Origin of the sequence: Flagellimonas flava (genome assembly GCF_050617915.1) — a bacterium.
In the GTDB taxonomy this organism is placed as follows: domain Bacteria; phylum Bacteroidota; class Bacteroidia; order Flavobacteriales; family Flavobacteriaceae; genus Flagellimonas; species Flagellimonas flava_A.
Genome location: NZ_JBODQE010000001.1, coordinates 867125 through 888169, shown reverse-complemented (window position 1 = coordinate 888169; position 21045 = coordinate 867125). Strand labels below are relative to the sequence as shown.

Annotated in this window: 21 protein-coding genes; 13 read left to right on the top strand and 8 right to left on the bottom strand. The window is 41.6% G+C overall.

What is annotated here, in order from left to right:
- The first annotated feature begins 25 nt into the window (after positions 1-25).
- Genes ACRHOZ_RS04035 through ACRHOZ_RS04010 form a run of 6 tightly spaced genes read left to right on the top strand, consistent with a single transcriptional unit; the run spans position 26 to position 4718 of the window.
- A complete protein-coding gene (locus tag ACRHOZ_RS04035) occupies positions 26-1204 on the top strand; it encodes an AIR synthase related protein (RefSeq protein WP_431122643.1) in 1179 nt (392 codons plus the stop codon).
- A 46-nt stretch (positions 1205-1250) separates the two neighbouring features.
- Positions 1251-1706 (top strand): ubiquinol-cytochrome c reductase iron-sulfur subunit, encoded by a 456-nt coding sequence (locus tag ACRHOZ_RS04030; RefSeq protein WP_431122641.1) that lies wholly within the window; start codon positions 1251-1253, stop codon positions 1704-1706.
- A gap of 21 nt (positions 1707-1727) precedes the next feature.
- Positions 1728-2165, top strand: coding sequence for a thioredoxin family protein (locus ACRHOZ_RS04025; protein ID WP_420400441.1), 438 nt, complete (start codon positions 1728-1730; stop codon positions 2163-2165).
- Positions 2162-3157 carry an FAD:protein FMN transferase gene (locus ACRHOZ_RS04020; protein ID WP_431122639.1) on the top strand — a complete coding sequence of 332 codons (996 nt, stop codon included), beginning with the start codon at positions 2162-2164 and terminating at the stop codon, positions 3155-3157. The genes ACRHOZ_RS04025 and ACRHOZ_RS04020 overlap by 4 nt, the downstream gene beginning before the upstream one ends.
- 8 nt (positions 3158-3165) lie before the next feature.
- On the top strand, positions 3166-3375 hold the full coding sequence (locus ACRHOZ_RS04015; RefSeq protein ID WP_431122637.1) for a DUF4266 domain-containing protein: 210 nt from the start codon (positions 3166-3168) through the stop codon (positions 3373-3375).
- Complete coding sequence (locus ACRHOZ_RS04010; protein ID WP_431122635.1) at positions 3366-4718, top strand: DUF3570 domain-containing protein; 1353 nt, start codon at positions 3366-3368, stop codon at positions 4716-4718. Before ACRHOZ_RS04015 ends, ACRHOZ_RS04010 begins: the two co-directional genes overlap by 10 nt.
- Here ACRHOZ_RS04010 and ACRHOZ_RS04005 read toward each other — a convergent pair.
- Complete coding sequence (locus tag ACRHOZ_RS04005; protein ID WP_431122632.1) at positions 4699-5364, bottom strand: ATP-binding cassette domain-containing protein; 666 nt, start codon at positions 5362-5364, stop codon at positions 4699-4701. The genes ACRHOZ_RS04010 and ACRHOZ_RS04005 overlap by 20 nt on opposite strands.
- Before the next feature lie 353 nt (positions 5365-5717).
- On the opposite strand from ACRHOZ_RS04005, the gene prfA reads away from it, so the two are divergent.
- Both prfA and pyrF read left to right on the top strand, forming a co-directional pair.
- Positions 5718-6794, top strand: a complete 1077-nt coding sequence (prfA, locus tag ACRHOZ_RS04000; RefSeq protein ID WP_420400437.1) for a peptide chain release factor 1 — start codon at positions 5718-5720, stop codon at positions 6792-6794.
- 143 nt (positions 6795-6937) lie between these two features.
- Positions 6938-7765 (top strand): orotidine-5'-phosphate decarboxylase, encoded by an 828-nt coding sequence (gene pyrF / locus ACRHOZ_RS03995; protein ID WP_431122629.1) that lies wholly within the window; start codon positions 6938-6940, stop codon positions 7763-7765.
- Here pyrF and ACRHOZ_RS03990 read toward each other — a convergent pair.
- Positions 7762-7956 (bottom strand): hypothetical protein, encoded by a 195-nt coding sequence (locus ACRHOZ_RS03990; protein WP_420400435.1) that lies wholly within the window; start codon positions 7954-7956, stop codon positions 7762-7764. The two genes, pyrF and ACRHOZ_RS03990, sit on opposite strands and share 4 nt — an antisense overlap.
- Before the next feature lie 196 nt (positions 7957-8152).
- Between ACRHOZ_RS03990 and ACRHOZ_RS03985 the strand changes: the two genes are divergently transcribed.
- Positions 8153-8662, top strand: a complete 510-nt coding sequence (locus ACRHOZ_RS03985) for a hypothetical protein (protein WP_431122627.1) — start codon at positions 8153-8155, stop codon at positions 8660-8662.
- A gap of 165 nt (positions 8663-8827) precedes the next feature.
- Here the strand turns inward: ACRHOZ_RS03985 and ACRHOZ_RS03980 are convergent, their stop codons facing one another.
- The 3 genes from ACRHOZ_RS03980 to purU form a co-directional block, all read right to left on the bottom strand.
- Entirely contained in the window at positions 8828-10297 is a 1470-nt protein-coding gene (locus ACRHOZ_RS03980; protein ID WP_431122624.1) for a helix-turn-helix domain-containing protein, read from the bottom strand.
- A gap of 419 nt (positions 10298-10716) precedes the next feature.
- Positions 10717-11415, bottom strand: coding sequence for a DUF4197 domain-containing protein (locus tag ACRHOZ_RS03975; RefSeq protein ID WP_431122622.1), 699 nt, complete (start codon positions 11413-11415; stop codon positions 10717-10719).
- 68 nt (positions 11416-11483) lie between these two features.
- On the bottom strand, positions 11484-12332 hold the full coding sequence (gene purU, locus ACRHOZ_RS03970; protein WP_431122619.1) for a formyltetrahydrofolate deformylase: 849 nt from the start codon (positions 12330-12332) through the stop codon (positions 11484-11486).
- Positions 12333-12474: 142 nt separating this feature from the next.
- Here purU and ACRHOZ_RS03965 point away from each other — a divergent pair, with 142 nt between their 5' ends.
- A complete protein-coding gene (locus ACRHOZ_RS03965) occupies positions 12475-15933 on the top strand; it encodes a methylmalonyl-CoA mutase family protein (RefSeq protein ID WP_431122617.1) in 3459 nt (1152 codons plus the stop codon).
- A gap of 12 nt (positions 15934-15945) precedes the next feature.
- Here ACRHOZ_RS03965 and ACRHOZ_RS03960 read toward each other — a convergent pair whose 3' ends face one another.
- Complete coding sequence (locus ACRHOZ_RS03960) at positions 15946-16347, bottom strand: hypothetical protein (protein WP_420400429.1); 402 nt, start codon at positions 16345-16347, stop codon at positions 15946-15948.
- A 123-nt stretch (positions 16348-16470) separates the two neighbouring features.
- On the opposite strand from ACRHOZ_RS03960, the gene ACRHOZ_RS03955 reads away from it, so the two are divergent.
- Positions 16471-16920 (top strand): Lrp/AsnC family transcriptional regulator, encoded by a 450-nt coding sequence (locus tag ACRHOZ_RS03955; protein WP_431122614.1) that lies wholly within the window; start codon positions 16471-16473, stop codon positions 16918-16920.
- 70 nt (positions 16921-16990) lie between these two features.
- Positions 16991-18406 carry an alpha/beta hydrolase gene (locus ACRHOZ_RS03950; protein WP_431122611.1) on the top strand — a complete coding sequence of 472 codons (1416 nt, stop codon included), beginning with the start codon at positions 16991-16993 and terminating at the stop codon, positions 18404-18406.
- On the opposite strand, the gene ACRHOZ_RS03945 is transcribed toward ACRHOZ_RS03950, so the two are convergent.
- Positions 18393-19130: a DJ-1/PfpI family protein gene (locus tag ACRHOZ_RS03945; protein ID WP_431122609.1), complete on the bottom strand. Its 738-nt coding sequence runs from the start codon at positions 19128-19130 to the stop codon at positions 18393-18395. The two genes, ACRHOZ_RS03950 and ACRHOZ_RS03945, sit on opposite strands and share 14 nt — an antisense overlap.
- 83 nt (positions 19131-19213) lie before the next feature.
- Here ACRHOZ_RS03945 and ACRHOZ_RS03940 point away from each other — a divergent pair, with 83 nt between their 5' ends.
- Entirely contained in the window at positions 19214-19849 is a 636-nt protein-coding gene (locus ACRHOZ_RS03940; protein ID WP_431122607.1) for a DUF1684 domain-containing protein, read from the top strand.
- A 62-nt stretch (positions 19850-19911) separates the two neighbouring features.
- Here ACRHOZ_RS03940 and ACRHOZ_RS03935 read toward each other — a convergent pair whose 3' ends face one another.
- Positions 19912-20976 carry an outer membrane beta-barrel protein gene (locus ACRHOZ_RS03935; RefSeq protein ID WP_431122604.1) on the bottom strand — a complete coding sequence of 355 codons (1065 nt, stop codon included), beginning with the start codon at positions 20974-20976 and terminating at the stop codon, positions 19912-19914.
- Positions 20977-21045: the final 69 nt, after the last annotated feature.

Here is a 21045-nt window from a genome sequence, read left to right as displayed (position 1 = left end):
TGCTATTTTTGCGCAAAATCCAACTATGTCCTCAGATACTAGTAAAAGATATACCCAAAGAGGGGTTTCCGCTTCCAAGGAAGATGTGCACAATGCCATCAAGAACATTGATAAAGGACTCTTCCCCAAAGCGTTTTGCAAAATTGTGCCCGATTATCTTACAGGCAGTGATGAACACTGTTTGGTGATGCACGCGGATGGAGCGGGAACAAAATCCTCTTTAGCCTATATGTACTGGAAGGAAACTGGAGATATTTCCGTATGGAAAGGGATTGCACAGGACGCCTTGATCATGAACGTGGATGACCTTATCTGTGTGGGCGCAACTGATAATATCATGCTTTCTTCCACCATAGGTCGTAACAAAAACCTGATTCCAGGGGAGGTTATTTCGGCGATTATCAATGGCACGGAAGAGTTGATTTCTGATTTGGGACAACATGGCATCACCATTCATTCTACGGGAGGAGAGACGGCTGATGTTGGGGATTTGGTCCGAACCATTATTGTGGATTCAACCGTCACGGCTCGGATGAGGAGGGATAAAGTCATTGATAATGCCAATATCAAAGCTGGAGATGTTATCGTAGGGCTGGCTTCCTACGGTCAGGCTAGCTACGAGTCAGAATATAACGGTGGAATGGGAAGCAATGGGCTTACTTCTGCCCGTCATGACGTTTTTGACAAATATCTGGCGGCTAAATATCCGGAAAGCTTTGATGCTGCCGTTCCTGATGAACTGGTATATTCTGGAAATACCAAACTAACCGATTCGGTTTCCGATGCTCCCTTGGATGCAGGGAAACTAGTATTGTCCCCAACCCGAACCTATGCCCCCATTGTTAAACAAATATTGGAGCGATATACTTCAAAAGAAATCCACGGTATGGTGCATTGTAGCGGAGGTGCCCAAACCAAAATTCTTCATTTTGTTGAGGACCTACATATTATCAAGGACCATATGTTCCCTATTCCTCCCTTGTTTAAATTGATACAAGAGCAATCCGGAACGGATTGGAAGGAAATGTATCAAGTTTTCAATTGCGGTCATAGGTTGGAACTTTATGCGGTTGAGCAGGTTGCAAGCGAGATTATTGCCATTTCCCAAAGTTTTGATGTTGATGCCCAAATCATTGGAAGGGTAGAAAAGTCCAATGGTAAAAAACTGACCATCCAAAGCGAGTTTGGCAAGTTTGAATATTAGCATACGAATCCACCTAAAATAGCGTTCTTTCTATAAACCCCACGCTATGGAAAGAAAAGATTTTCTGCGGAGTTTGGGCGCCGGTGCCGCATTTGCCCTTACTTTTCCCTGTTTAAACGGTTGTTCAACAGATTCTGAGGATTTGGAACAGTTTCCAGAACCAAACGGAGTGGATTTCACTGTGGACCTCACTTCAACTGATGCAGCCCCATTGGCCAACAACGGAGGATTTATTTTAGTAAAATCGAGTCCAAGTTTGGGCTATACCGATATCGTTGTTGCGCGGAACTTGGAAGGTAATTTAATTGCCGCAAGCCAAATCTGTAGTCACCAACAAACCGAAGAGGTCCGTTTTATCTCAGAGGATGGCGGAATATTCCGATGTTCTACCCACGGTTCCAGGTTTGACCAAGATGGAACCCCGCTCAATTCTGTAACCAGCAACCCGCTAAAGGTTTTCAATACAGAACTAAATGGCACCACACTAAGGGTTTTTGAATAATTTCAGCAAATCACTGTATTTATGAAACGATTATTGATCATAATGGGCTGTTTGTGGTTTGGTTCGCTCCAAGCCCAAGACTGGCAGGACAGTTTTGAAGATGCATTGGCCTTGGCCAATGACCAGGACAAGCCCATCGTTTTGGTGTTTTCAGGTTCGGACTGGTGTGGTCCCTGTATTCGTTTGAAACGAGGCATTTTGGATTCTGAGGATTTCAGTGCTTATGCCAAGGATCATTATGTGCTCTATAATGCTGATTTTCCCAGAAAGAAAAAGAATCAATTACCGGAACATAAGTTAAATGAAAATAAATCCCTTTTTGCTGCGTATAACCCCAAAGGATATTTTCCATTGGTAGTGGTCTTGGATAAGGATCAAAAAGTCCTAGGCAAGACTGGTTTCAACAGGAAAGCTTCCCCACAGGATTATATTGCTTTGCTAGATGGGTTTGTCAAATGAAAAAGCCGCTGCTCCTTTGTTGGGTTTTGATGGGTTTTCTGTCTTTTGGACAGCAAAGCCAGGATGTTACCGTAAAGCAGGTCATGAAGCTCATGGGAACCCGCTTCGAGATTACGGTGGTGGCTCCCAATGAGGATATCGGGTATATCAACATAGATGAGGCCGTATCTGAAATCAAGCGGATAGAAAAAATCATTTCTTCTTGGGACGAGGCTTCTGAAACTTCCTTGATCAATAAAAACGCAGGTGTTGAACCTGTCAAGGTGAGTTCTGAGCTCTTTGGGCTTATAGAACGGGCCAAGAAAATATCAGAAATTACCGATGGAGCTTTTGATATATCCTACGCGTCCATGGACAATATTTGGAAGTTTGATGGAACAATGGACCGCGCTCCTTCGGAAAAAGCCATTGCACTTTCCATTTCCAAAATAGGATACCAAAAAATAATCTTGGACCATGATGAGCAAACGGTTTTCCTTTCGGAACCAGGTATGCGAATTGGCTTTGGGGCCATTGGAAAGGGGTACGCCGCGGATAGGGCCAAGGAATTGCTCGTATCCAAACAGGTCAAAGGTGGAATCATCAATGCTTCGGGAGATCTAACCACCTGGGGAACCAAGACCACCGGAGAAAAATGGCTGGTGGGAATTGCCAATCCGTTGAGCAAGGAAAAGGTCTTTAGTTGGTTGCCTGTTATTGAATCTTCCGTGGCCACATCAGGAAATTACGAGAAATACATAGTACTCAACGGGAAAAAATACTCGCATATCATAGATCCGCGATCGGGGTACCCAACTTCGGGCATACACAGTGTATCTGTCTTTGCCAAATATGCCGAACTCTGCGATGCCTTGGCTACTGCGGTTTTTATCATGGGCAAGGACAGTGGTATCCATCTGATCAATCAGATTGATGGGGTAGAGGTGGTCGTTGTGGATTCTGATAACAAGATCCACAAGAGTACAGGAATTTTGTTCGATAACAATCCTTAATTTTAGGTATGGGTAGACTTTTTTTATGGTTGATTGTTTTAAGCATCTTCAGTTCCTGCGTTGTGGTCAGGGAATATGACAAAGTATACCTTTCGGATGCAGAGATGAACCTGAGCTCAAGGCCTTGTGAACGCTTTGAGACCAATTTTCAATTTTACAGGGAGGCATCGGCAGGCGCAAATGGAGGTAAAACAGGAGGGGGATGTGGATGCAATTGATAAATGAAAATGGAAAATTGAAAATGATTTTCTCCATTGATCGAACAATCCAACAATCCAACAATCGGGTAATCCTGGTTTTACTTCTGCTCGGATTGTTTACAGCTACTTGTTGGTCCCAACAAACCAATACTTCCTATGCTAAAAAAGTCTTGGAAACCAGCGAAGTGGATCTGCTCTTCAGTTATTATGAGCAAGACGGGAACAATGCTGCTGTTACTGGGGGTGAGGGAACCGAAGAGCTAACCGATGCCACATCCAGCATTGTACTTCGCATGCCGATGAACGCGGATGATGTGCTTACCATAGACGTGGGATTATCGGCCTACACTTCTGCATCATCCAGCAATGTGAATCCGTTGGATGGAGCTAACGTCAACGCAACTGTATTTGATGCTTCCTCTGGCGAGTCCAGAAAGGATTTGTTGGCCTATGTCAACCCTAGTTATCAGCATAGCTCCAAGGATCGGAATACCGTTTGGAGTGCCGACCTATATTTCTCTACGGAGTACGATTATTTTTCCTTTGGTTTTGGGGGAAGTTATACGAGACTTTTTAACGAGAAAAACACAGAATTGACTGTGGGCGGAAGTGTGTATCTGGATAAATGGAACGCTATTTATCCCATAGAACTTCGTTCCGGTTTTTTTGATGACCGCGTAACGGGAAACGGAACCTATAACCCCAACTTTTCGGAATTTGACTCGGAAACGCGGAATTCATATTCCCTTTCCCTAAGCTTTTCGCAAATCTTGACCAAGAAAATGCAGGGCGCCCTATTTTTGGATTTGGTGCACCAGAATGGCTTGCTCAGCACGCCTTTTCAGCGGGTGCATTTTGGAGATACAGAGGACTTTTTTATTGATGACTTTCAACTGGCGGATGATGTGGAGCGCTTACCGGATTCCCGTTTTAAACTTCCAATCGGAGGGCGTTTGAACTATTATCTGAACGACTTTTTGATATTACGGTCATACTATCGCTATTATTGGGACGATTGGGGCATAACATCGCATACGGCCAGTTTGGAAGTGCCCATCAAGCTTACGGATAAATTCACTTTGTATCCCACCTATCGATTTTATAGCCAATCCGCGGCAGACTATTTCTATCCGAAGGAAGGGGCATTGTCCACTTTTTCCTTTTATACCTCGGATTACGATTTGTCACAATACGATGCCCATCAGTATGGTTTGGGGGTGCAGTACAAGGATATTTTTGCCAATACCAAGGTGTTCACCTTTGGGCTTAAGACCATCGATTTAAGATTCAACCAGTATGATCGTAGTGATGGACTCAATGCCTCCATCATTACTTTGGGAACTACTTTTGTTGGGAATTAGATAAAATATAGCCGTTGTCAATTAATTCCTTTGAGTCTTTAATGAGTTTGGAACAACCATTTTTAAGTAGATAGGTTTTATCACTGATTTGTAAAATATCCCGATAAAAATGGTCTGTAATGAGTGTAATTCTCTCCTTTTTCTTATCAAGAATTATCTGCTTGAATTTATCCACATACAACGGAGCGATGTAAGAGAAGGGTTCATCCAGCAAAATGATTTTTTTGTCCAGATATAAAATGAGATAAGTTTCTAATACCCGCCTTTCACCACTGGAGATTTCCGAGATTTTATTATTCTCATACAATCTAAAACTATCGAATTCTTCAATGAACAAATCCCAATCAACTTTGAACAAATCAAATGCCTTTCGAACGCTTAATTTAGAGGGCAATAATTGGTGTTGAGGTAGGTAGGCAATCTCATTGGATTGAAACAGATGCTTTGAGATTGGGGTTCCATCAATTCTGATGCTCTTATACTTTGGTTTCAAACACCCAAACAAAATGTTGAAGAGTGAAGTTTTACCTGCACCGTTTCTTCCCAAAATACTTGTGATACTACCACTTTGGGCGTTCAAGTAAATGCCTGATAAAATCTTTTTTTGACCAAAATTCAATTCAACGTTATCAATCTCTAGAACCAAGCTACAAAGGTTAGATACAAAATAATTGTTGTCACCAAATCAAAAATAAAGGAGATTGTGAACAGAACTCCTTTGGATAAGCCAAAATTTTGATAAAAGATGAGTTGCTTTTTAAGTTTTTCATTTAAAAATAAGATGTAGAGCAAACCCATTACAACCAACTTCAAGAGTACTACAGAGATCAAAGTTGCTTTTGCCACAAATAAAAAGATGGAAACAACTATAGAAACTGCCAATAGATATTTGCAAAAGTGAAAAGTCAAGAGGTAAGTCCTAATTCGAAGCAGAGCTGACATGATGTAAAATAAATGTACAAATTAATCGTAAATTCGCATCTTAACGCGGATTGATTTATGCTAGACAAACTCAACATAGTTAAACAACGTTTTGATGAAGTTTCCGACCTGATCATTCAACCTGATATTATTGCAGATCAAAAGCGATATGTAAAGCTCAATAAGGAGTACAAAGACCTTAAGTTGTTAGTGGACAAGAGGGAGCAGTACATTGCTTTTACCAACAACATTTCGGAGGCGGAGGAGATCATAGCCGATGGGAGTGATGCGGAAATGGTGGAAATGGCCAAAATGCAATTGGATGAGGCCAAGGAAGGACTCCCAAAATTGGAGGAAGAAATCAAGTTCTTACTAATTCCGAAGGACCCAGAGGATGAAAAGGATGTGGTAATGGAAATAAGGGCCGGAACCGGTGGGGATGAAGCCAGTATTTTTGCCGGGGACCTGTACCGAATGTATGCCAAATATTGCGAATCCAAAGGATGGAAAACTAATATTATTGACCTGAATGAGGGAACCAGCGGAGGGTATAAGGAAATCCATTTTGAGGTAAGTGGCGAAGATGTGTATGGTACCTTAAAGTTTGAAGCTGGGGTACACCGAGTACAGCGTGTTCCACAGACCGAAACCCAGGGAAGGGTACATACCAGTGCCGCCACCGTGATGGTAATTCCAGAGGCTGAGGATTTTGATGTCCAAATAGACCCAAAGGATGTTCGGATTGATTTTTTCTGTTCCTCTGGACCGGGAGGGCAATCCGTGAATACTACGTATTCAGCGGTTCGTTTAACGCACGTTCCAACAGGATTGGTAGCGCAGTGCCAGGATCAAAAATCGCAGCATAAGAACAAGGAAAAGGCGTTTAAGGTGCTTCGGTCCAGACTATATGATTTGGAGTTGGCCAAAAAGCAGGAAGAAGATGCCGCCAAACGTAATTCGCAGGTGAGCAGTGGAGACCGTTCGGCCAAGATTAGAACATATAACTATCCGCAAGGTAGGGTAACCGATCATAGAATTGGCCTGACTTTGTACGATTTGCAGAATATCATTAACGGGGACGTTCAAAAGATTATAGACGAATTGATGTTGGTAGAGAATACAGAAAAGCTGAAAGAGGCTTCGGAGATTTTTTAGGGTTCAATAACCAATAACCAATAACCAATAATCAATAACCAATAATCAATAATCAATAATCAATAATCTGAAGTCAGAGGTTTGAGGTTAGAAAAATAGCATCCTTAAGGAAAATCAGTCCATGTGCAAGCGATAGCATTAGTATGAAAATAGAACATTTAGTTTCCCAAATCCATAAAAAGAACACCTTCCTATGCGTGGGCTTGGATACGGATCTGGATAAGATTCCAAAACATCTTCTGTCCCAGGAAGACCCAATCTTTACTTTCAATAAGTCAATAATTGATGCTACCCATGAATACTGTGTGGCCTATAAGCCCAATATTGCCTTTTATGAGGCCTATGGACTGGAAGGGTGGAAGTCCTTGGAACGGACTATGGACTATCTAAATGAGCACTATCCAGAAATGTTTACCATTGCCGATGCCAAGCGAGGTGACATTGGAAACACATCTACCAGATATGCCAAAGCTTTTTTTGAAACCCTAAACTTTGATTCCATTACCATAGCGCCCTATATGGGTAGGGATTCCGTTGAACCCTTTTTGGCATTTCAGGATAAGCATACCATTTTATTGGCATTGACCTCCAATCAGGGAGCTTATGATTTTCAGACCCTAAAAATTGAGGGTCAGGAGCTGTACAAGAAAGTTTTGGAGGTTTCCAAAGGGTATAAAAATGCCGAGAGCTTAATGTATGTTGTAGGGGCCACCAAGGCAGAATTCCTAAAAGAAATTAGGGATATAATTCCGAAGCAGTTTTTATTGGTTCCTGGGGTAGGGGCGCAAGGAGGGAGCTTGCAAGAAGTTTGTAAGTATGGGATGGCGTCCAATGTGGGGCTCTTGGTAAATTCCTCCAGGGGAATTCTATATGCATCCCAAGATGAAGATTTTGCGGACAAAGCTGCAATCCAAGCCAAGTCCATTCAACAAGACATGGAGGTTGAACTGCAAAGGCTCAATGCCGTCTAGGCCAATTGCTCAAGTACTTTTTTGATACTTTGGGCCTTGCGCTTAAAAAATTCACCCAAGTTGGTATTGATGTAGGCTGCATCCGCCGCCATTTCAATAAACTTCTGATACCTAAATTCCAAGACTGTAATAGCTTGGTTTCCGCTTGTGATCGGGGTCACTGCCCCAACTCTGCAATACTGATTTTTCATTTTTAAGATTTGTTATAACAAAGATACGTTCAAAAACAGGCTTTAGATCATCAGATTAACAGGTATTCACCTATAAATCAAGCACTTTATCTAAAATTTAACAAAGAGGTAAAGGATGCCCCGCTATTCGTATACTTTGTTGGCTAAATTTTAACGTATTTTGACCGTGATCTTTTAACAACTCAAACCCAGTAAGATGCAACTAAAGAACTATTTGATAGTGTTAGCTATACTAGCCTTTGGCCCTGTCTCGGCACAAAATACCGACTCCTGTAACTGCTGCACTGAAAATCACAAGGCTTTTGATTTTTGGATTGGGGAATGGACAGTCTCCAATGCCACCAACGGAAATCCGGCTGGGAAGAGCAATATATCCCAAGAGGAAGGGGGATGCGTAATTCGTGAAAACTGGACCAGCGCTACTTCTGGTTATACAGGAACCAGTCTTAACTTTTACAATGCGGCAAAGGATAGATGGGAGCAACTTTGGATAGATAACAGCGGAGCTTATCTAAAACTCAAAGGGAAAAGAATGGGAAATCAGATGATACTTTCGTCAGATCCTTTTGATAGGGATGGCAAAATGCTCACCAATCGAATTACATGGACGGCCAACGAAGATGGAACGGTAAGACAGCTCTGGGAAATTCTGGAGGGTGAAAAGGTAGTAAATACTGCTTTTGATGGGATATATAAAAAAGAATAAACAGCCCAAAGCATGATTGATGACTAATTCAAATGTGTACCTAATGAGACCTTTTGGGAGGTTGTTCGCCAGGACTGTTTATTACTTTAAAGTTGGCAAACTGTAGTTCACTTTAGGCTAAATCTGATAAACCTTTACCTTCCCCGATTTAAGATTACCAGGTATTTAGAATCGTAAAATACTCTTCTGGTATTGCGAGGGTGTAAGTTGAGTGTCCTTTTTAAAAGCTTTGTTAAAGGTAACCTTGTTGTTGTAACCCACTTCATAGGCCACATTAATTATATTGAGTCTTCGGGACTTGTCATCCACCAAAAGTTCCTTTGCTTCCTTGATTCTATACATATTGACAAACTCATGGAAACTAACATTAAAGTGCTCATTAATGATTTGGGAGGTATTGTGCCGTGTAGTATTAAGTTTTTGTGCCACCATGTCCAGACTAATATTGTTTTCCTTATAGATTCTTTCGTGGGTAAACAGATAAATCAGGTTTTCCTTGAGTTCCAATGAAAGGCTAGGGGTGAGCCCGGATTTTTCATATTTGGGGAACAGGCGGTTGGTATAGTCATAAGCACCGCTGAAAACGTCCGGCTGAATGTTAGCTGAATAGCCAACATATAGTACCATAAGAGCCATGGAAGCTGCAGAGATATCAAACAACAGTCCAGAAGAAATTTCGTTGGCGATCAATATGCCATAAGCGGTATAGGTGATTACATAAAGAATATGGATATGATATAGATTTTTTTGCCAAATCTGATTTTTTGATTGTAGGAGTTTTTCACGCTTCCCGCGCCTGTATACCTTACCGATAAAATATCCATAAATAGTTAGAGAGATGATTTTTAATACAACCAGAAGCACAAGCTTATTAGAATCCTGTGGATTTAGGCCATGCTGTACCCTAGATAGCATCCATTGAATTTTGGTTTCACAAGTATACGCGTATACTGTAAAGCTCAAATAGCTTATCAGTATAACTGTGGGTATCAAATGTAGAAGGTCTCGGGTTTTGAACCGATACTTTTGAATGGTGGACTTGAAATAAAGGTATAATAGGGGGCCATAGAGAAATGAGGCCCATGTGGACATTAGATAGGTATGAGGGTACTGAAAATAATAGTTGGATCGATTTATGGCAATATGAAGGATAAAAAACGAATGCAGAAAAATAAAGGTGGCAATCAATAATCTTGACGGTTTGTGTATCTGCCGGTTAAAACAAATTAGGAATACTACATAAAAGCCGATAAGGGCCACAAATAAGAATAGCAAGGACCACGAAGTTACCTTCGGAATTACCTTTTCCGAAATATCCTTGAACTCCTCTGTTCTTCTTATGGGATCAAACCCTTCGTTCAGTAGAAAATTGGGATTGAATTCTACCTGAAGATATTCATTAAGCGTATACGTGGATTCTTCCGGATGTTCCAAAGCAGCTTCGCTAAGCGCAATCCTTTTTAGTACATGGGTTTTTTCTGCAGTAGCGTTACCCAGGTTTTTTTCATATATGGATAAAGCTTTTTTATATCTATGAATATTGTAATAGTAATCTGCCCATTCCAAGGAATCCTGAAGGGCCAAGTGAAGCGGGGTTCGGGTTAAATTGGAGGTGTAGCCATTCAGGTTTGCCAAGCATGAAATGCATGACATAACAAATAGAAATGCAAAGAAGCCCAACCGTCCCATGAGTTGATTAGTGAATTAGCCTTCCTTGAAGGTACCAAATATGTATGCTTGAAATGTTAAAAAAAATCTAAAAACCGTAAGTCCCGATAATAGTTTACCTTTTGTAACTTCATTTGAATAAGCTTTTTATGTCTAAATTAACCTCAATTAATATGGTGCCCATAAAATGAAAAAACCGGTGCATGCACCGGTTTAAACTAACTAACTCAAAAAAATGCTAACTCAGATAACTTGCTACAAAACTCTTTTTTAACCTTTGAACCTAGGTTAATTTAACTTTAGGATTTTGTTAAAATTGTTTTCATAGTGTTGTTATAGTAACGATAAATCCCAAAAGTTATTACATTATTATGAAAATTTTAGCATTAATCTTGCAAAGCAAACACCTTTTTTAACAATTCTGTGGTTCTAGAAGCAATATTTGTACGAATTTTCTTTTCTTCAACCGCTATCATGGTGTACACTCCTTCCAATGCTTCCTTGGTAGTATAATCTGTTAAATCAGGATTTACGTCAGTGGTAAGGGGTAGGCTGTTGTATTTGGTAATAATGTTCCTCCAAATCTCATCCGCGCCCACTTTTTTAAAGGACTGTTCAATGACTGGATTGAATTTGTTGTATAACTTGGTCGAAGTTGAACCTTCCAAAAAGGCAGTTGCCGCATTATCCGCACCCAACAAAATCTTACGGGCATCCTCAAAACTTATACCTTTGACCGCATCCACAAAAATGGGAATGGATTTATCCACGGCGTCTTCAGCGGCACGGTTGATGACGCGCAAACCTTCATCCGCCAAATTGCCCAATCCCACATCCCTTAGGGCTTTGTCCACTTTTTTAAGCTCCTCTGGAAGTAGGATTTTCACCAATTCATTTTTGAAAAACCCGTCCATCGAGGCTAATTTGTTGACCTGTTTTTCAATTCCTTGATTTAACGCTTCCTTAAGAGCTTGGGCTATCTCGGCATTACCTACGGTTCCCTGTGGAAGTTGGTTTACAACTTGTTGAAGTTCTGTGCATCCAACCAATTGAAATAGCAGTACGCACAACAATAATCGTTTCATGTTTCAGTGTTTTATAGTTGAAGTTAAGTTACAGCTAAACTTCTATAAATCAAGTGGAATAAAATAATTTATGAAAAAATCACCGTCTTGTTATTGTAGACTATGGTTTTTCGGGCCACATGCAGGTGCACTGCCCTGGACAGTACAATCTTTTCAAGGTCTCGGCCTTTAGCAATGAAATCCTTTATGGAATGTGAATGTGATACCGTGGTAACGTCCTGCTCAATGATCGGGCCCGCATCCAACTCCTCTGTCACATAATGGCTGGTAGCACCAATAATCTTTACGCCTCTTTCAAATGCGGCATGGTAGGGTTTTGCTCCAGCAAAAGCAGGTAAAAATGAGTGGTGGATGTTTATAATTTTATGGGGAAAAACGTCAATTACTTTCGGAGACACAATCTGCATGTAGCGGGCAAGCACGATAAAATCAACCTTATGCTGCCTTAAAAGTTGCAATTGTTCTTCTTCAGCACTTTCTCTAACGTCTTTGTTGAAGGGTACATGAAAGTAGGGGATATCAAATTGATCTGCTATATAAGCCAAATCTGGATGGTTACTTAAAATGAAAGGGATGTCTACCTGGAGCTCGCCAGAATTATAACGGCTTAATAGATCATATAGACAGTGGTTGTATTTGGAAACAAAAATGGCCATTTTGGGCTTTATCCCATCTTTATAAATACCCCATTGCATTTGATAATATTTGGCCAATTCCACGTCAAAGTCGCCTTTAAACTTGGGCACATCAGTACCCTGTTCAAATTCACTCTCCAAACGCATAAAGAACACCCCTGCTTCTTTGTCCACATGTTGGTCCAAATAAATAATGTTACCCTTTTTCTTGTGGATGAATCGGGTTACGGAACTTATAATACCTGGTTGGTCGGCGCAGTGAATAAGTATGGTAAGCTTCATGCTCTTGTGTTAACCCGATAAAATTATGATATTCAGAAAAAGCAAGCCTTATGTCTTTGAATTTTTATAAAATTCGAAACAAAACCGATTTTAGCCTGCATTTTCTGTAAATTGCAGGGCAAATAATGAGCCTTTATTGCTAATGAAACAATCGAAGCCATACAGACCTAAAAATAAAGTGAGAATTGTGACAGCAGCTTCGCTGTTTGATGGACATGATGCCGCAATCAACATTATGCGGAGGATTATACAGTCCACTGGGGTTGAAGTCATCCATTTGGGCCACGACAGAAGTGTGGCCGAAGTGGTGGATTGCGCTATTCAGGAAGATGCAAATGCCATTGCCATGACTTCCTACCAAGGAGGTCACAATGAATATTTTAGGTATATGTATGATTTGCTCAATGAACGGGGAGCAGGGCACATCAAGATTTTTGGCGGTGGCGGTGGGGTAATCCTTCCCTCGGAAATTGAAGCCCTGGTGGCTTATGGTATCGAGCGGATTTACTCCCCGGATGATGGTAGGGAAATGGGGCTGCAAGGGATGATCAATGATTTGGTGGAACGATGTGATTCACCGGTACCGGATTTGCAGATTCCCAAAGGGAAAAAACTGGAAAAATTGCTGGTTGACAAACAGGTAAACTCCTTGGCGCGATTAATCTCACTGGCTGAAAACAGACACGACGAATTCGAAAAATACCAGCAAAAATTTACGAAATCCATCACTGAGGTTCCGGTGCTGGGAATAACAGGGACCGGCGGAGCAGGAAAATCCAGTTTGGTGGATGAACTGGTCAGGCGATTTCTAAATGATTTTGAGGACAAGCATATCGGAATCATTTCTGTAGATCCATCCAAACGTAAAACAGGGGGCGCATTGCTCGGTGACCGAATACGAATGAATGCTATTAGCAACGAGCGGGTGTATATGCGATCGCTGGCCACCAGACAATCCAATCTTGCCTTGTCCAAGCATGTGGCAGAGGCCGTACAAGTACTAAAGGCTGCCCAGTTTGATTTGATTATTTTGGAAACTTCGGGAATTGGACAATCCGATACCGAAATCTTGGAGCATAGTGATGTTTCCCTTTATGTGATGACCCCAGAATTTGGTGCGGCTACCCAATTGGAAAAAATTGACATGCTCGATTTTGCTGACGTAGTTGCCATCAACAAGTTTGACAAAAGAGGGGCCTTGGATGCTCTAAGGGATGTTAAAAAACAATACATGCGCAACCATGGGTTATGGGATACCAAAGAAGACGACCTTCCGATTTATGGAACAATAGCTTCCCAATTTAATGACCCTGGGATGAATCAGTTGTACAAGGTGGTAATGGACACTTTGGTTACCAAAACAAATGCCCCACTAAAATCCAACTGGACTGTTTCGGATGAAATGTCCGAGAAGATTTTTGTAATACCTCCTGCGCGAACCCGATATCTGTCAGAAATAGCAGAGAATAACCGTTCTTATGATGGTCGAGTGGCATCCCAAACGAAAATCGCCCAAAAGCTATATGGCATTTTCCTGACCTTGACTTCAATTCTTGATTTGGATGAAAATGAGGCGTATGCCAGTCTACTTTCTAAAACAGGCATGGATGAAGATAGGGTTCATTCATATCTGAAAAATGAAAAAGACAAAGATTTTGTCGCTCTCCTGATCAAGGAATTTGATAAGGTAAAAATGAACTTGGATCCCCATAATTGGGAAATTCTGCTGCAGTGGCAAAACAAAGTCAATCGATACAAATCTGAAACCTATTCCTTTGATGTAAGAGGTAAGGAAGTAAAGATCCAGACCCATACCGCTTCCTTGTCTGCCAGCCAGATTCCGAAGGTAGCGTTGCCTAAGTACAAGGCCTGGGGTGACATTTTAAACTGGAATCTACAGGAAAATGTACCGGGTGAGTTTCCTTTCACTTCCGGTTTGTATCCATTTAAACGGGAAGGAGAGGATCCAACCCGAATGTTTGCTGGGGAAGGTGGCCCGGAGCGGACCAATCGCCGATTCCATTACGTTAGTTTGGATATGCCTGCCAAACGACTTTCAACCGCTTTTGATTCTGTGACTTTGTACGGAAGTGATCCCGACTACAGGCCAGATATTTACGGAAAAATTGGGAATGCTGGGGTTTCCATTTGTTGTTTGGATGATGCCAAGAAATTGTACTCCGGATTTGATTTGAGTGATCCAATGACCTCGGTCAGTATGACCATCAATGGCCCAGCTCCCATGCTCTTGGCCTTTTTTATGAACGCAGCCATTGACCAGAATTGCGAGAAATACATCAAGCAAAATGGGTTGGAGAAAGAAGTGGAGCAAAAGCTTGGGAAGATCTTTACAGAAAAGAAAATGGAGAGACCCCAATATGCTGGGGAACTTCCTGAGGGCAACAGCGGGTTGGGCTTGATGTTACTGGGTGTCACCGGAGATGAAGTGTTGCCCAAAGATGTTTATGAGAAAATAAAATTGGAAACCCTGGGTCAGGTCAGAGGTACGGTTCAAGCTGATATCCTGAAGGAGGATCAAGCGCAAAATACCTGCATCTTTTCCACAGAATTTGCCTTGCGCCTCATGGGTGACGTCCAAGCGTATTTTATTGCCAACCAGGTACGCAATTTTTATTCTGTATCCATTTCGGGTTACCATATAGCCGAAGCAGGGGCCAACCCCATTACCCAATTGGCCTTCACATTGTCCAATGGTTTTACGTATGTGGAATATTACTTAAGCAGGGGAATGGACATTGATCAATTTGGCCCAAACCTTTCCTTTTTCTTTTCCAACGGAGTAGATCCGGAATATGCGGTTATTGGGAGGGTGGCTCGCAGAATTTGGGCCAAGGCCATGAAAGAAAAATATGGGGCCAACCCACGGGCGCAGATGTTAAAATATCATATTCAAACTTCCGGTAGAAGCTTGCATGCCCAAGAAATCGATTTTAATGATATTAGGACTACCCTCCAAGCGCTTTATGCCATTTACGATAACTGCAATTCCCTGCACACCAACGCCTACGATGAGGCCATAACCACACCTACCGAGGAATCCGTTAGACGGGCCATGGCCATTCAGCTGATTATCAATAAGGAATTGGGCTTGGCCAAAAACGAAAACCCCATGCAAGGCTCGTTCATTATTGAGGAACTAACCGATTTGGTAGAGGAGGCTGTGCTGTTGGAATTTGACCGAATCACGGAACGTGGTGGCGTATTGGGCGCCATGGAAACCATGTACCAACGTTCCAAGATTCAGGAAGAAAGTTTGCATTATGAAACTTTGAAGCATACAGGGGAGTATCCCATTATTGGGGTGAATACCTTCTTGAGTTCCAAGGGTTCGCCTACGGTTTTACCAGTTGAAGTCATCAGGGCAACAGAAGGGGAAAAGCAAAATCAAATCAAAACCCTTGAAAATCTACATAAAGGAAACAAGGAAAGAGCAAATCACTTATTGAAAGAGCTACAACAAACCGCAATCAGGAATGAGAATATTTTTGGGCAATTGATGGAAGTAGCCAAAGTATGTTCCTTGGGCCAGATAACCAATGCCTTATTTCAAGTGGGAGGTCAGTACCGACGGAATATGTAATGTTGGGTTTTATTAGTCGTTTCCGTTTTGGAAAGATTTTCGCCACTTTTTAAAGGAAACCCTAAAAATCTTGATTTCCCTTCGCAAAAGATTCAGATATTCTTTTTCCTTGACGCCATCCCGCTCCAAGCCATTGCAATAAGCCAGGATATTCTTGGTCATTACGTTGATGAAACTAAGACTTCTCATACGTGAGGCGTATGAGTTGCTGAGCGCAACATGTTCTACCTCCTTGGTGATTTGAACCGCATCGGTCATTAGGGATTGCATCACGTCATCACGGAAACTTCCAATTTTCCTAAATGATAGCAAATCCTTGTTGTACGAAAAATAATGGGCGACGGCCTCACTCAAGTCACGAAGGGCCAAAGATTTACGATATACTCCAAGAGAATTTAAAGAATTTTTCTCCATTTTTTTCAAAAGCAATTTTCTACTATAAAATTACATATCAAAAAGATAACTTAACTTTGGATTCAAAAGCTTGGTGATTAATTCACTTTAGATTATTAATTTTTTTCATTTTTTGCTTTACATATGAAAATAGATGATATAAACTGGCAAATTTTAGCTTGTTTACAAGAAAATGCCAGGGAAACTTTTGCAAATATTGGTCGTAAAATTGGCCTCACACCCCCAGCAGTGGCAGAACGTGTCAAGAAGATGGAAGATGTTGGGGTGATTGAGGGATACGAAACCAAAGTGTCCTATGCTTTGGCCGGACATCAGCTTAAGGCTATTATCATGCTCAGGGCTTTCGTCGGAAAATTGAAGCCCTTTTTAAACCAAGTGGATAACTTTCAGGAAGTGGTCAATTGTTACCGTATAACCGGAAACGAAAATATCATTATGGAGGTGGTACTGAAGGATCAGGCCCACTTGGAAAAGTTTATAGACCAACTCATTGTTTATGGGGAATGCCGTACGCATATTGTATTGTCCAATGTAATTTCCAATGCCCCAATCAAAAACGGTAAGGTTTACTGACCATTTTCGATTATTTTTAAGTGACTAAAAAATATTCCCGTTTTGGCGGGGTTTTTGTTGTGAAAGGAATATGAAAAAAAATCTCGCTATACTTTTTCTTGCCACTTGTGTTGCGCAGGGTGTTTTTTCCCAACAAATGGTACTGAAAAAGGGAACCATTTTGGAAGCGCTCCCAGTAAACGATTCCATTTCTGAAACCTTCTCCCTGTATTTGCCCACCTCATTTTCCACGGATAAGACATGGCCTTTGTTGGTGGTGTTTGATTTGGATGGTAAAGAGATACAGGCCCTCTCCATGTTCGTGCATGCCGCTGAAGAAGAAGGCTATGTGCTGGCAGCACCCCAAGTAAGGGATACCGCTTCATTGGCCGATAATATGGTGAAAACTACCCAAACGGTGCAAAAGGTAATGGACTTGTTGCCCATCCAAAAATCGAGGATTTACACGGCAGGCGCGGGATCTGGTGGTAGGTACGCCAATTTGGTACCCATTTTATCCAAGGATGTGAGCGGGGCAATTTCCATTGGGGCGAGCATTACCAATACAGAGTTGTTGAGTATCAGACGTCCATTTCATTTTATTGGGATAGTGAATAAAAAGGACTATAACTATCCAGGCTTGCTGTCTGTAAAAAAGATTTTGGATCGGTATAGATTTCCCAATCAAGTATTGATACATTCTGGGGATAAATTATGGCCTGACCCATCTTATCTTAAAAGATCATTGAGATTATTTACACTGGCTGCCATGCGCAAACAGTTGGTGGCTAGGGACTCTTCATATATTGACGGATCTTACGAGAGCGATGTGACCCATGCGGGAAGGTTAAAAAATTCCTTGAAGCTCTTATTGGCGGAACAGTATTTAGGTGAGATGATGGGCGTGTATGGAGCTTACAAGAACTTGGACTCCTTGCGAATGGTGCAGCGGGACATTCGAAGGAATAAAATGTACCGAAGTATGAAAAGGTCCGAAAGTGCTGCTTTTTTAAAGGAATCCTTACTTAAGGAGGATTACCTGTATTATATGGAGGAAGACTTGTTGGCCTATAATTTCAACAATTTGGGATGGTGGAATTTTCAAAAAAGTGAAATCAACAAATTCATAGAAGGTTCCAATAAAGCTGAAAAGAATATGGGACATCGGTTATTGGGATACATCAATGCTTTGGCAGAGGACAATATCGATATCGTGCAATCCGAAGATTTGATTGATGAGGATGCATTGGCCTTCCTTTTTATGCTGAAGACCATTTTGGAGCCCGATAATTTTGACTTCTATATGAAGATTATCTCCTTGAGCTCGAAAAACGAGGATTTTGGCACGGCCTTATTCTACTTGGAGGAAGCATTTAAAAGGGGCTTTAATGACAAGGAAACCTTATATGGCCTGGAACATACTGCCTTACTTCGCATCAACCCAAAATTTAATAAGTTGGTATCTGAATATTTAAAAGACGCCCGTTACAACATCAAGGAGCAATAAATCTGGAAACATCCTCCAAGTTCCAATCAATTACCAATCCTCCGGCAATAGATTCCGCAATTTCTTTTCCGTACAAATATTCGCAGAGATAAAGGGCCGCTTCAAAGCTTTTGGCTCCTCCAGCAGAAGTGATGTATTTGCCGTCGTGAACAAAAAGGACGCTATCCTTTACATTTAAATGGGGAAACATGGTCTTGTATTTGCCAATATCGCTGGGAAAAGTAGTGGATGCAACTTTGTCCAGGATCCCTGCCTTTGCCAGCACGAAGGCCCCATCGCAGTGGGAAGTGACGAATTGGGCATTCTGGTTCGTTTTCTTTACAAATTCAAGCATGACGGTATCTTCCAAGTCGGTGTCCAAGTGGTGTTCGGCGCTAGGTACTACCAATATGTCGATGTTTGGAATGGAATCCTTGGTATAATCAAAATCAGGGAGAATCCGAACCCCTTCAAAAGATGTAATGGGATCTAGGGTGTTGGCCACGGTAAAAGTATTCATGGCCTTGATGTTTTTGCGGTATTGGGTGTGCTGAAAAATATCATAGGGAGCTGTAAACTCGGTATTATAGACCCCGTCCATAATCAAGAATGCGACATTGTACCGATTAGCCTCAAGTTTGGGGAAAACCCGGTTTGCCGGTTCAGCAATCAATTTGGATTCCTTTCTTTCCCCACAAGAAAAAAAGACAGCGGAGAGGCAAAGTACCACGAGGATTCTGGTCATATCTGAATACATTTTGAATTAGAAGGAATGCTAAGGTACTATTCAAATTGATTTCCGCTACTTTTACAGCAAAAAAATAGAGGATGAGATATTTGGTGCTTCTTGCGTGTTGTTTGGTGATGGCCTGCAAGTCGGATAAAAAATACCATGGGGAAGTCAAGGAAGTTACAACGGAATCCAACTTGGTTCAGGATATTCTTGATTTTCAGATGGGATTAAACGCCTCTTTTAGAAATCCCGAGAGCTCACCTTTGCCCGATCGGTACCGAAAAGATTTTAATGGGTTGGATTTTTATGAACCCGACACCAGCTATATTGTCCATGCCAAATTGGAGCGCACACCGGAAGCCATTCCTTTTTTAATGAAGACCACAACCAATGACCATAGGAATGAAGTGGTATACGGTATTGCGCATTTTGAACTCCAGGGTACACCATACCAATTGGAAATTTATCAAAGTATGGACGAACCTGATGAGGGATTGGAGGATTATCTGTTCCTACCATTTTTGGATAATACCAACGGCAATGAAACCTACGGAGGCGGACGTTATATCGATTTAACGATTCCCAAAGGGGATACGATTGTTATTGACTTCAACAAGGCGTACAATCCCTATTGTGTATACAATAAAAAGTACTCCTGCCCTCTAGTGCCAAGGCAAAATTATTTGAGAACTAATGTGAGAGCAGGAGTGAAAGACTTTATCAAGGAATGAAAAAGCCCAACTTCCGGAGGAAGAAGGGCTTTTAAATCAAAATAGTCAGAACTTATTGTTTTCTAGAAAGAGTAGATTGCGGCAAAAAGAACGGATGCCAAGCTTCCCGTGGCCTCCATGTCATTGTCTATAAAAGCATCTTCTGAGGTGCTGTCCAATCGGATTTCAGGTTTCAAAATCAAATCGCCAACTGTGGCACTTCCAGTCAAGGTAACGGCAAAAACACTTCCATCATCCGTATCACCAGCGGCGCCAATCCCGGCAACGTTGTCAAATCCGTCACTTGTTGTAAAATATTCACCTCTTAAACCAATGGTGAAGTTGTCAGAAGTGGCCAATTGTGGATAAAGGGCAACGCCTGTAAAACTTCCGCCATTATCTTCTTGGCTAAAGTGAGCTGCGTTCACGCCTAGGAAGAAATCTTCTGATACATCGAACCCACCTGTAAAGTCAACCTCAAAACCACCTTGGCTGTACAGGAAGTTTAGGAACTGACCAGAGTAACCCAACTGGGCACCCACAGCATAGTCTCCCGTTCCGTTAAGCTCGGTCAAATCTGTCGGATTCATTACCGCCAACATTGCGCTCCAATCATTCCCAAGATCAAAGTCGGCTTTTAAACCGGTATGGCTAAAAGGACCGTAAGAGAACAAATAAGAAGTGCTGTAGTTAAAGTTGGCTGCAGGTGAGATTACTTCGTATCCCAAGAAGGTGTTGAAGTTACCAAAGGTAAGGGTTACGTCCTCACTTACATTCCAATATACGTACAACTGGTTAACAATATCGCCAGTAGCAGAGTACATGGGAGAGGCAAAGATAGCGTCCGTTCCTCTCGGGCCGAACACCAAGTCTGCCACAAAACCCACCTTATCTCCTTCGTAGGCTGCTATTATGTTGGCCATACCCAGCGAAAAGCCATCCAAATTGGCAAATGAAGAACCTGGGGCAATGGCATCTTCTCCGTTGGGTGCGGTCAAGTTGGTGCGGTAATAGGCGTCAACCGTTCCGCTAAATTCAAATGTTGTTTTGGCTTCTTCTTCCTCTTGTGCGAAGGCCAAAACCGGGATGCTTGCTAAAGCAATAAAAGCTATTTTTTTTATGTATTTTGTGCTGATAATCGTTTTCATAATCTTAAATATTAAGGTGCCTCAATACAGAAGCATTTATTGGTATTTAATTGAGATTTGTACAGTGAA

What these genes read in the sequence shown, in the direction of transcription:
- ACRHOZ_RS03945 (WP_431122609.1), bottom strand. Translation starts at nt 19,130, where the DNA reads ATGACCAGAATCCTCGTGGTACTTTGCCTCTCCGCTGTCTTTTTTTCT.
- purU (WP_431122619.1), bottom strand. Translation starts at nt 12,332, where the DNA reads ATGAAGCTTACCATACTTATTCACTGCGCCGACCAACCAGGTATTATA.
- ACRHOZ_RS04015 (WP_431122637.1), top strand. Translation starts at nt 3,166, where the DNA reads ATGGGTAGACTTTTTTTATGGTTGATTGTTTTAAGCATCTTCAGTTCC.
- ACRHOZ_RS03940 (WP_431122607.1), top strand. Translation starts at nt 19,214, where the DNA reads ATGAGATATTTGGTGCTTCTTGCGTGTTGTTTGGTGATGGCCTGCAAG.
- ACRHOZ_RS03990 (WP_420400435.1), bottom strand. Translation starts at nt 7,956, where the DNA reads ATGAAAAATCAGTATTGCAGAGTTGGGGCAGTGACCCCGATCACAAGC.
- ACRHOZ_RS03950 (WP_431122611.1), top strand. Translation starts at nt 16,991, where the DNA reads ATGAAAAAAAATCTCGCTATACTTTTTCTTGCCACTTGTGTTGCGCAG.
- ACRHOZ_RS03975 (WP_431122622.1), bottom strand. Translation starts at nt 11,415, where the DNA reads ATGAAACGATTATTGTTGTGCGTACTGCTATTTCAATTGGTTGGATGC.
- ACRHOZ_RS03965 (WP_431122617.1), top strand. Translation starts at nt 12,475, where the DNA reads ATGAAACAATCGAAGCCATACAGACCTAAAAATAAAGTGAGAATTGTG.
- ACRHOZ_RS04030 (WP_431122641.1), top strand. Translation starts at nt 1,251, where the DNA reads ATGGAAAGAAAAGATTTTCTGCGGAGTTTGGGCGCCGGTGCCGCATTT.
- ACRHOZ_RS03955 (WP_431122614.1), top strand. Translation starts at nt 16,471, where the DNA reads ATGAAAATAGATGATATAAACTGGCAAATTTTAGCTTGTTTACAAGAA.
- ACRHOZ_RS04010 (WP_431122635.1), top strand. Translation starts at nt 3,366, where the DNA reads ATGCAATTGATAAATGAAAATGGAAAATTGAAAATGATTTTCTCCATT.
- ACRHOZ_RS04035 (WP_431122643.1), top strand. Translation starts at nt 26, where the DNA reads ATGTCCTCAGATACTAGTAAAAGATATACCCAAAGAGGGGTTTCCGCT.
- ACRHOZ_RS03985 (WP_431122627.1), top strand. Translation starts at nt 8,153, where the DNA reads ATGCAACTAAAGAACTATTTGATAGTGTTAGCTATACTAGCCTTTGGC.
- ACRHOZ_RS04020 (WP_431122639.1), top strand. Translation starts at nt 2,162, where the DNA reads ATGAAAAAGCCGCTGCTCCTTTGTTGGGTTTTGATGGGTTTTCTGTCT.
- pyrF (WP_431122629.1), top strand. Translation starts at nt 6,938, where the DNA reads ATGAAAATAGAACATTTAGTTTCCCAAATCCATAAAAAGAACACCTTC.
- ACRHOZ_RS04025 (WP_420400441.1), top strand. Translation starts at nt 1,728, where the DNA reads ATGAAACGATTATTGATCATAATGGGCTGTTTGTGGTTTGGTTCGCTC.
- ACRHOZ_RS03935 (WP_431122604.1), bottom strand. Translation starts at nt 20,976, where the DNA reads ATGAAAACGATTATCAGCACAAAATACATAAAAAAAATAGCTTTTATT.
- prfA (WP_420400437.1), top strand. Translation starts at nt 5,718, where the DNA reads ATGCTAGACAAACTCAACATAGTTAAACAACGTTTTGATGAAGTTTCC.
- ACRHOZ_RS03960 (WP_420400429.1), bottom strand. Translation starts at nt 16,347, where the DNA reads ATGGAGAAAAATTCTTTAAATTCTCTTGGAGTATATCGTAAATCTTTG.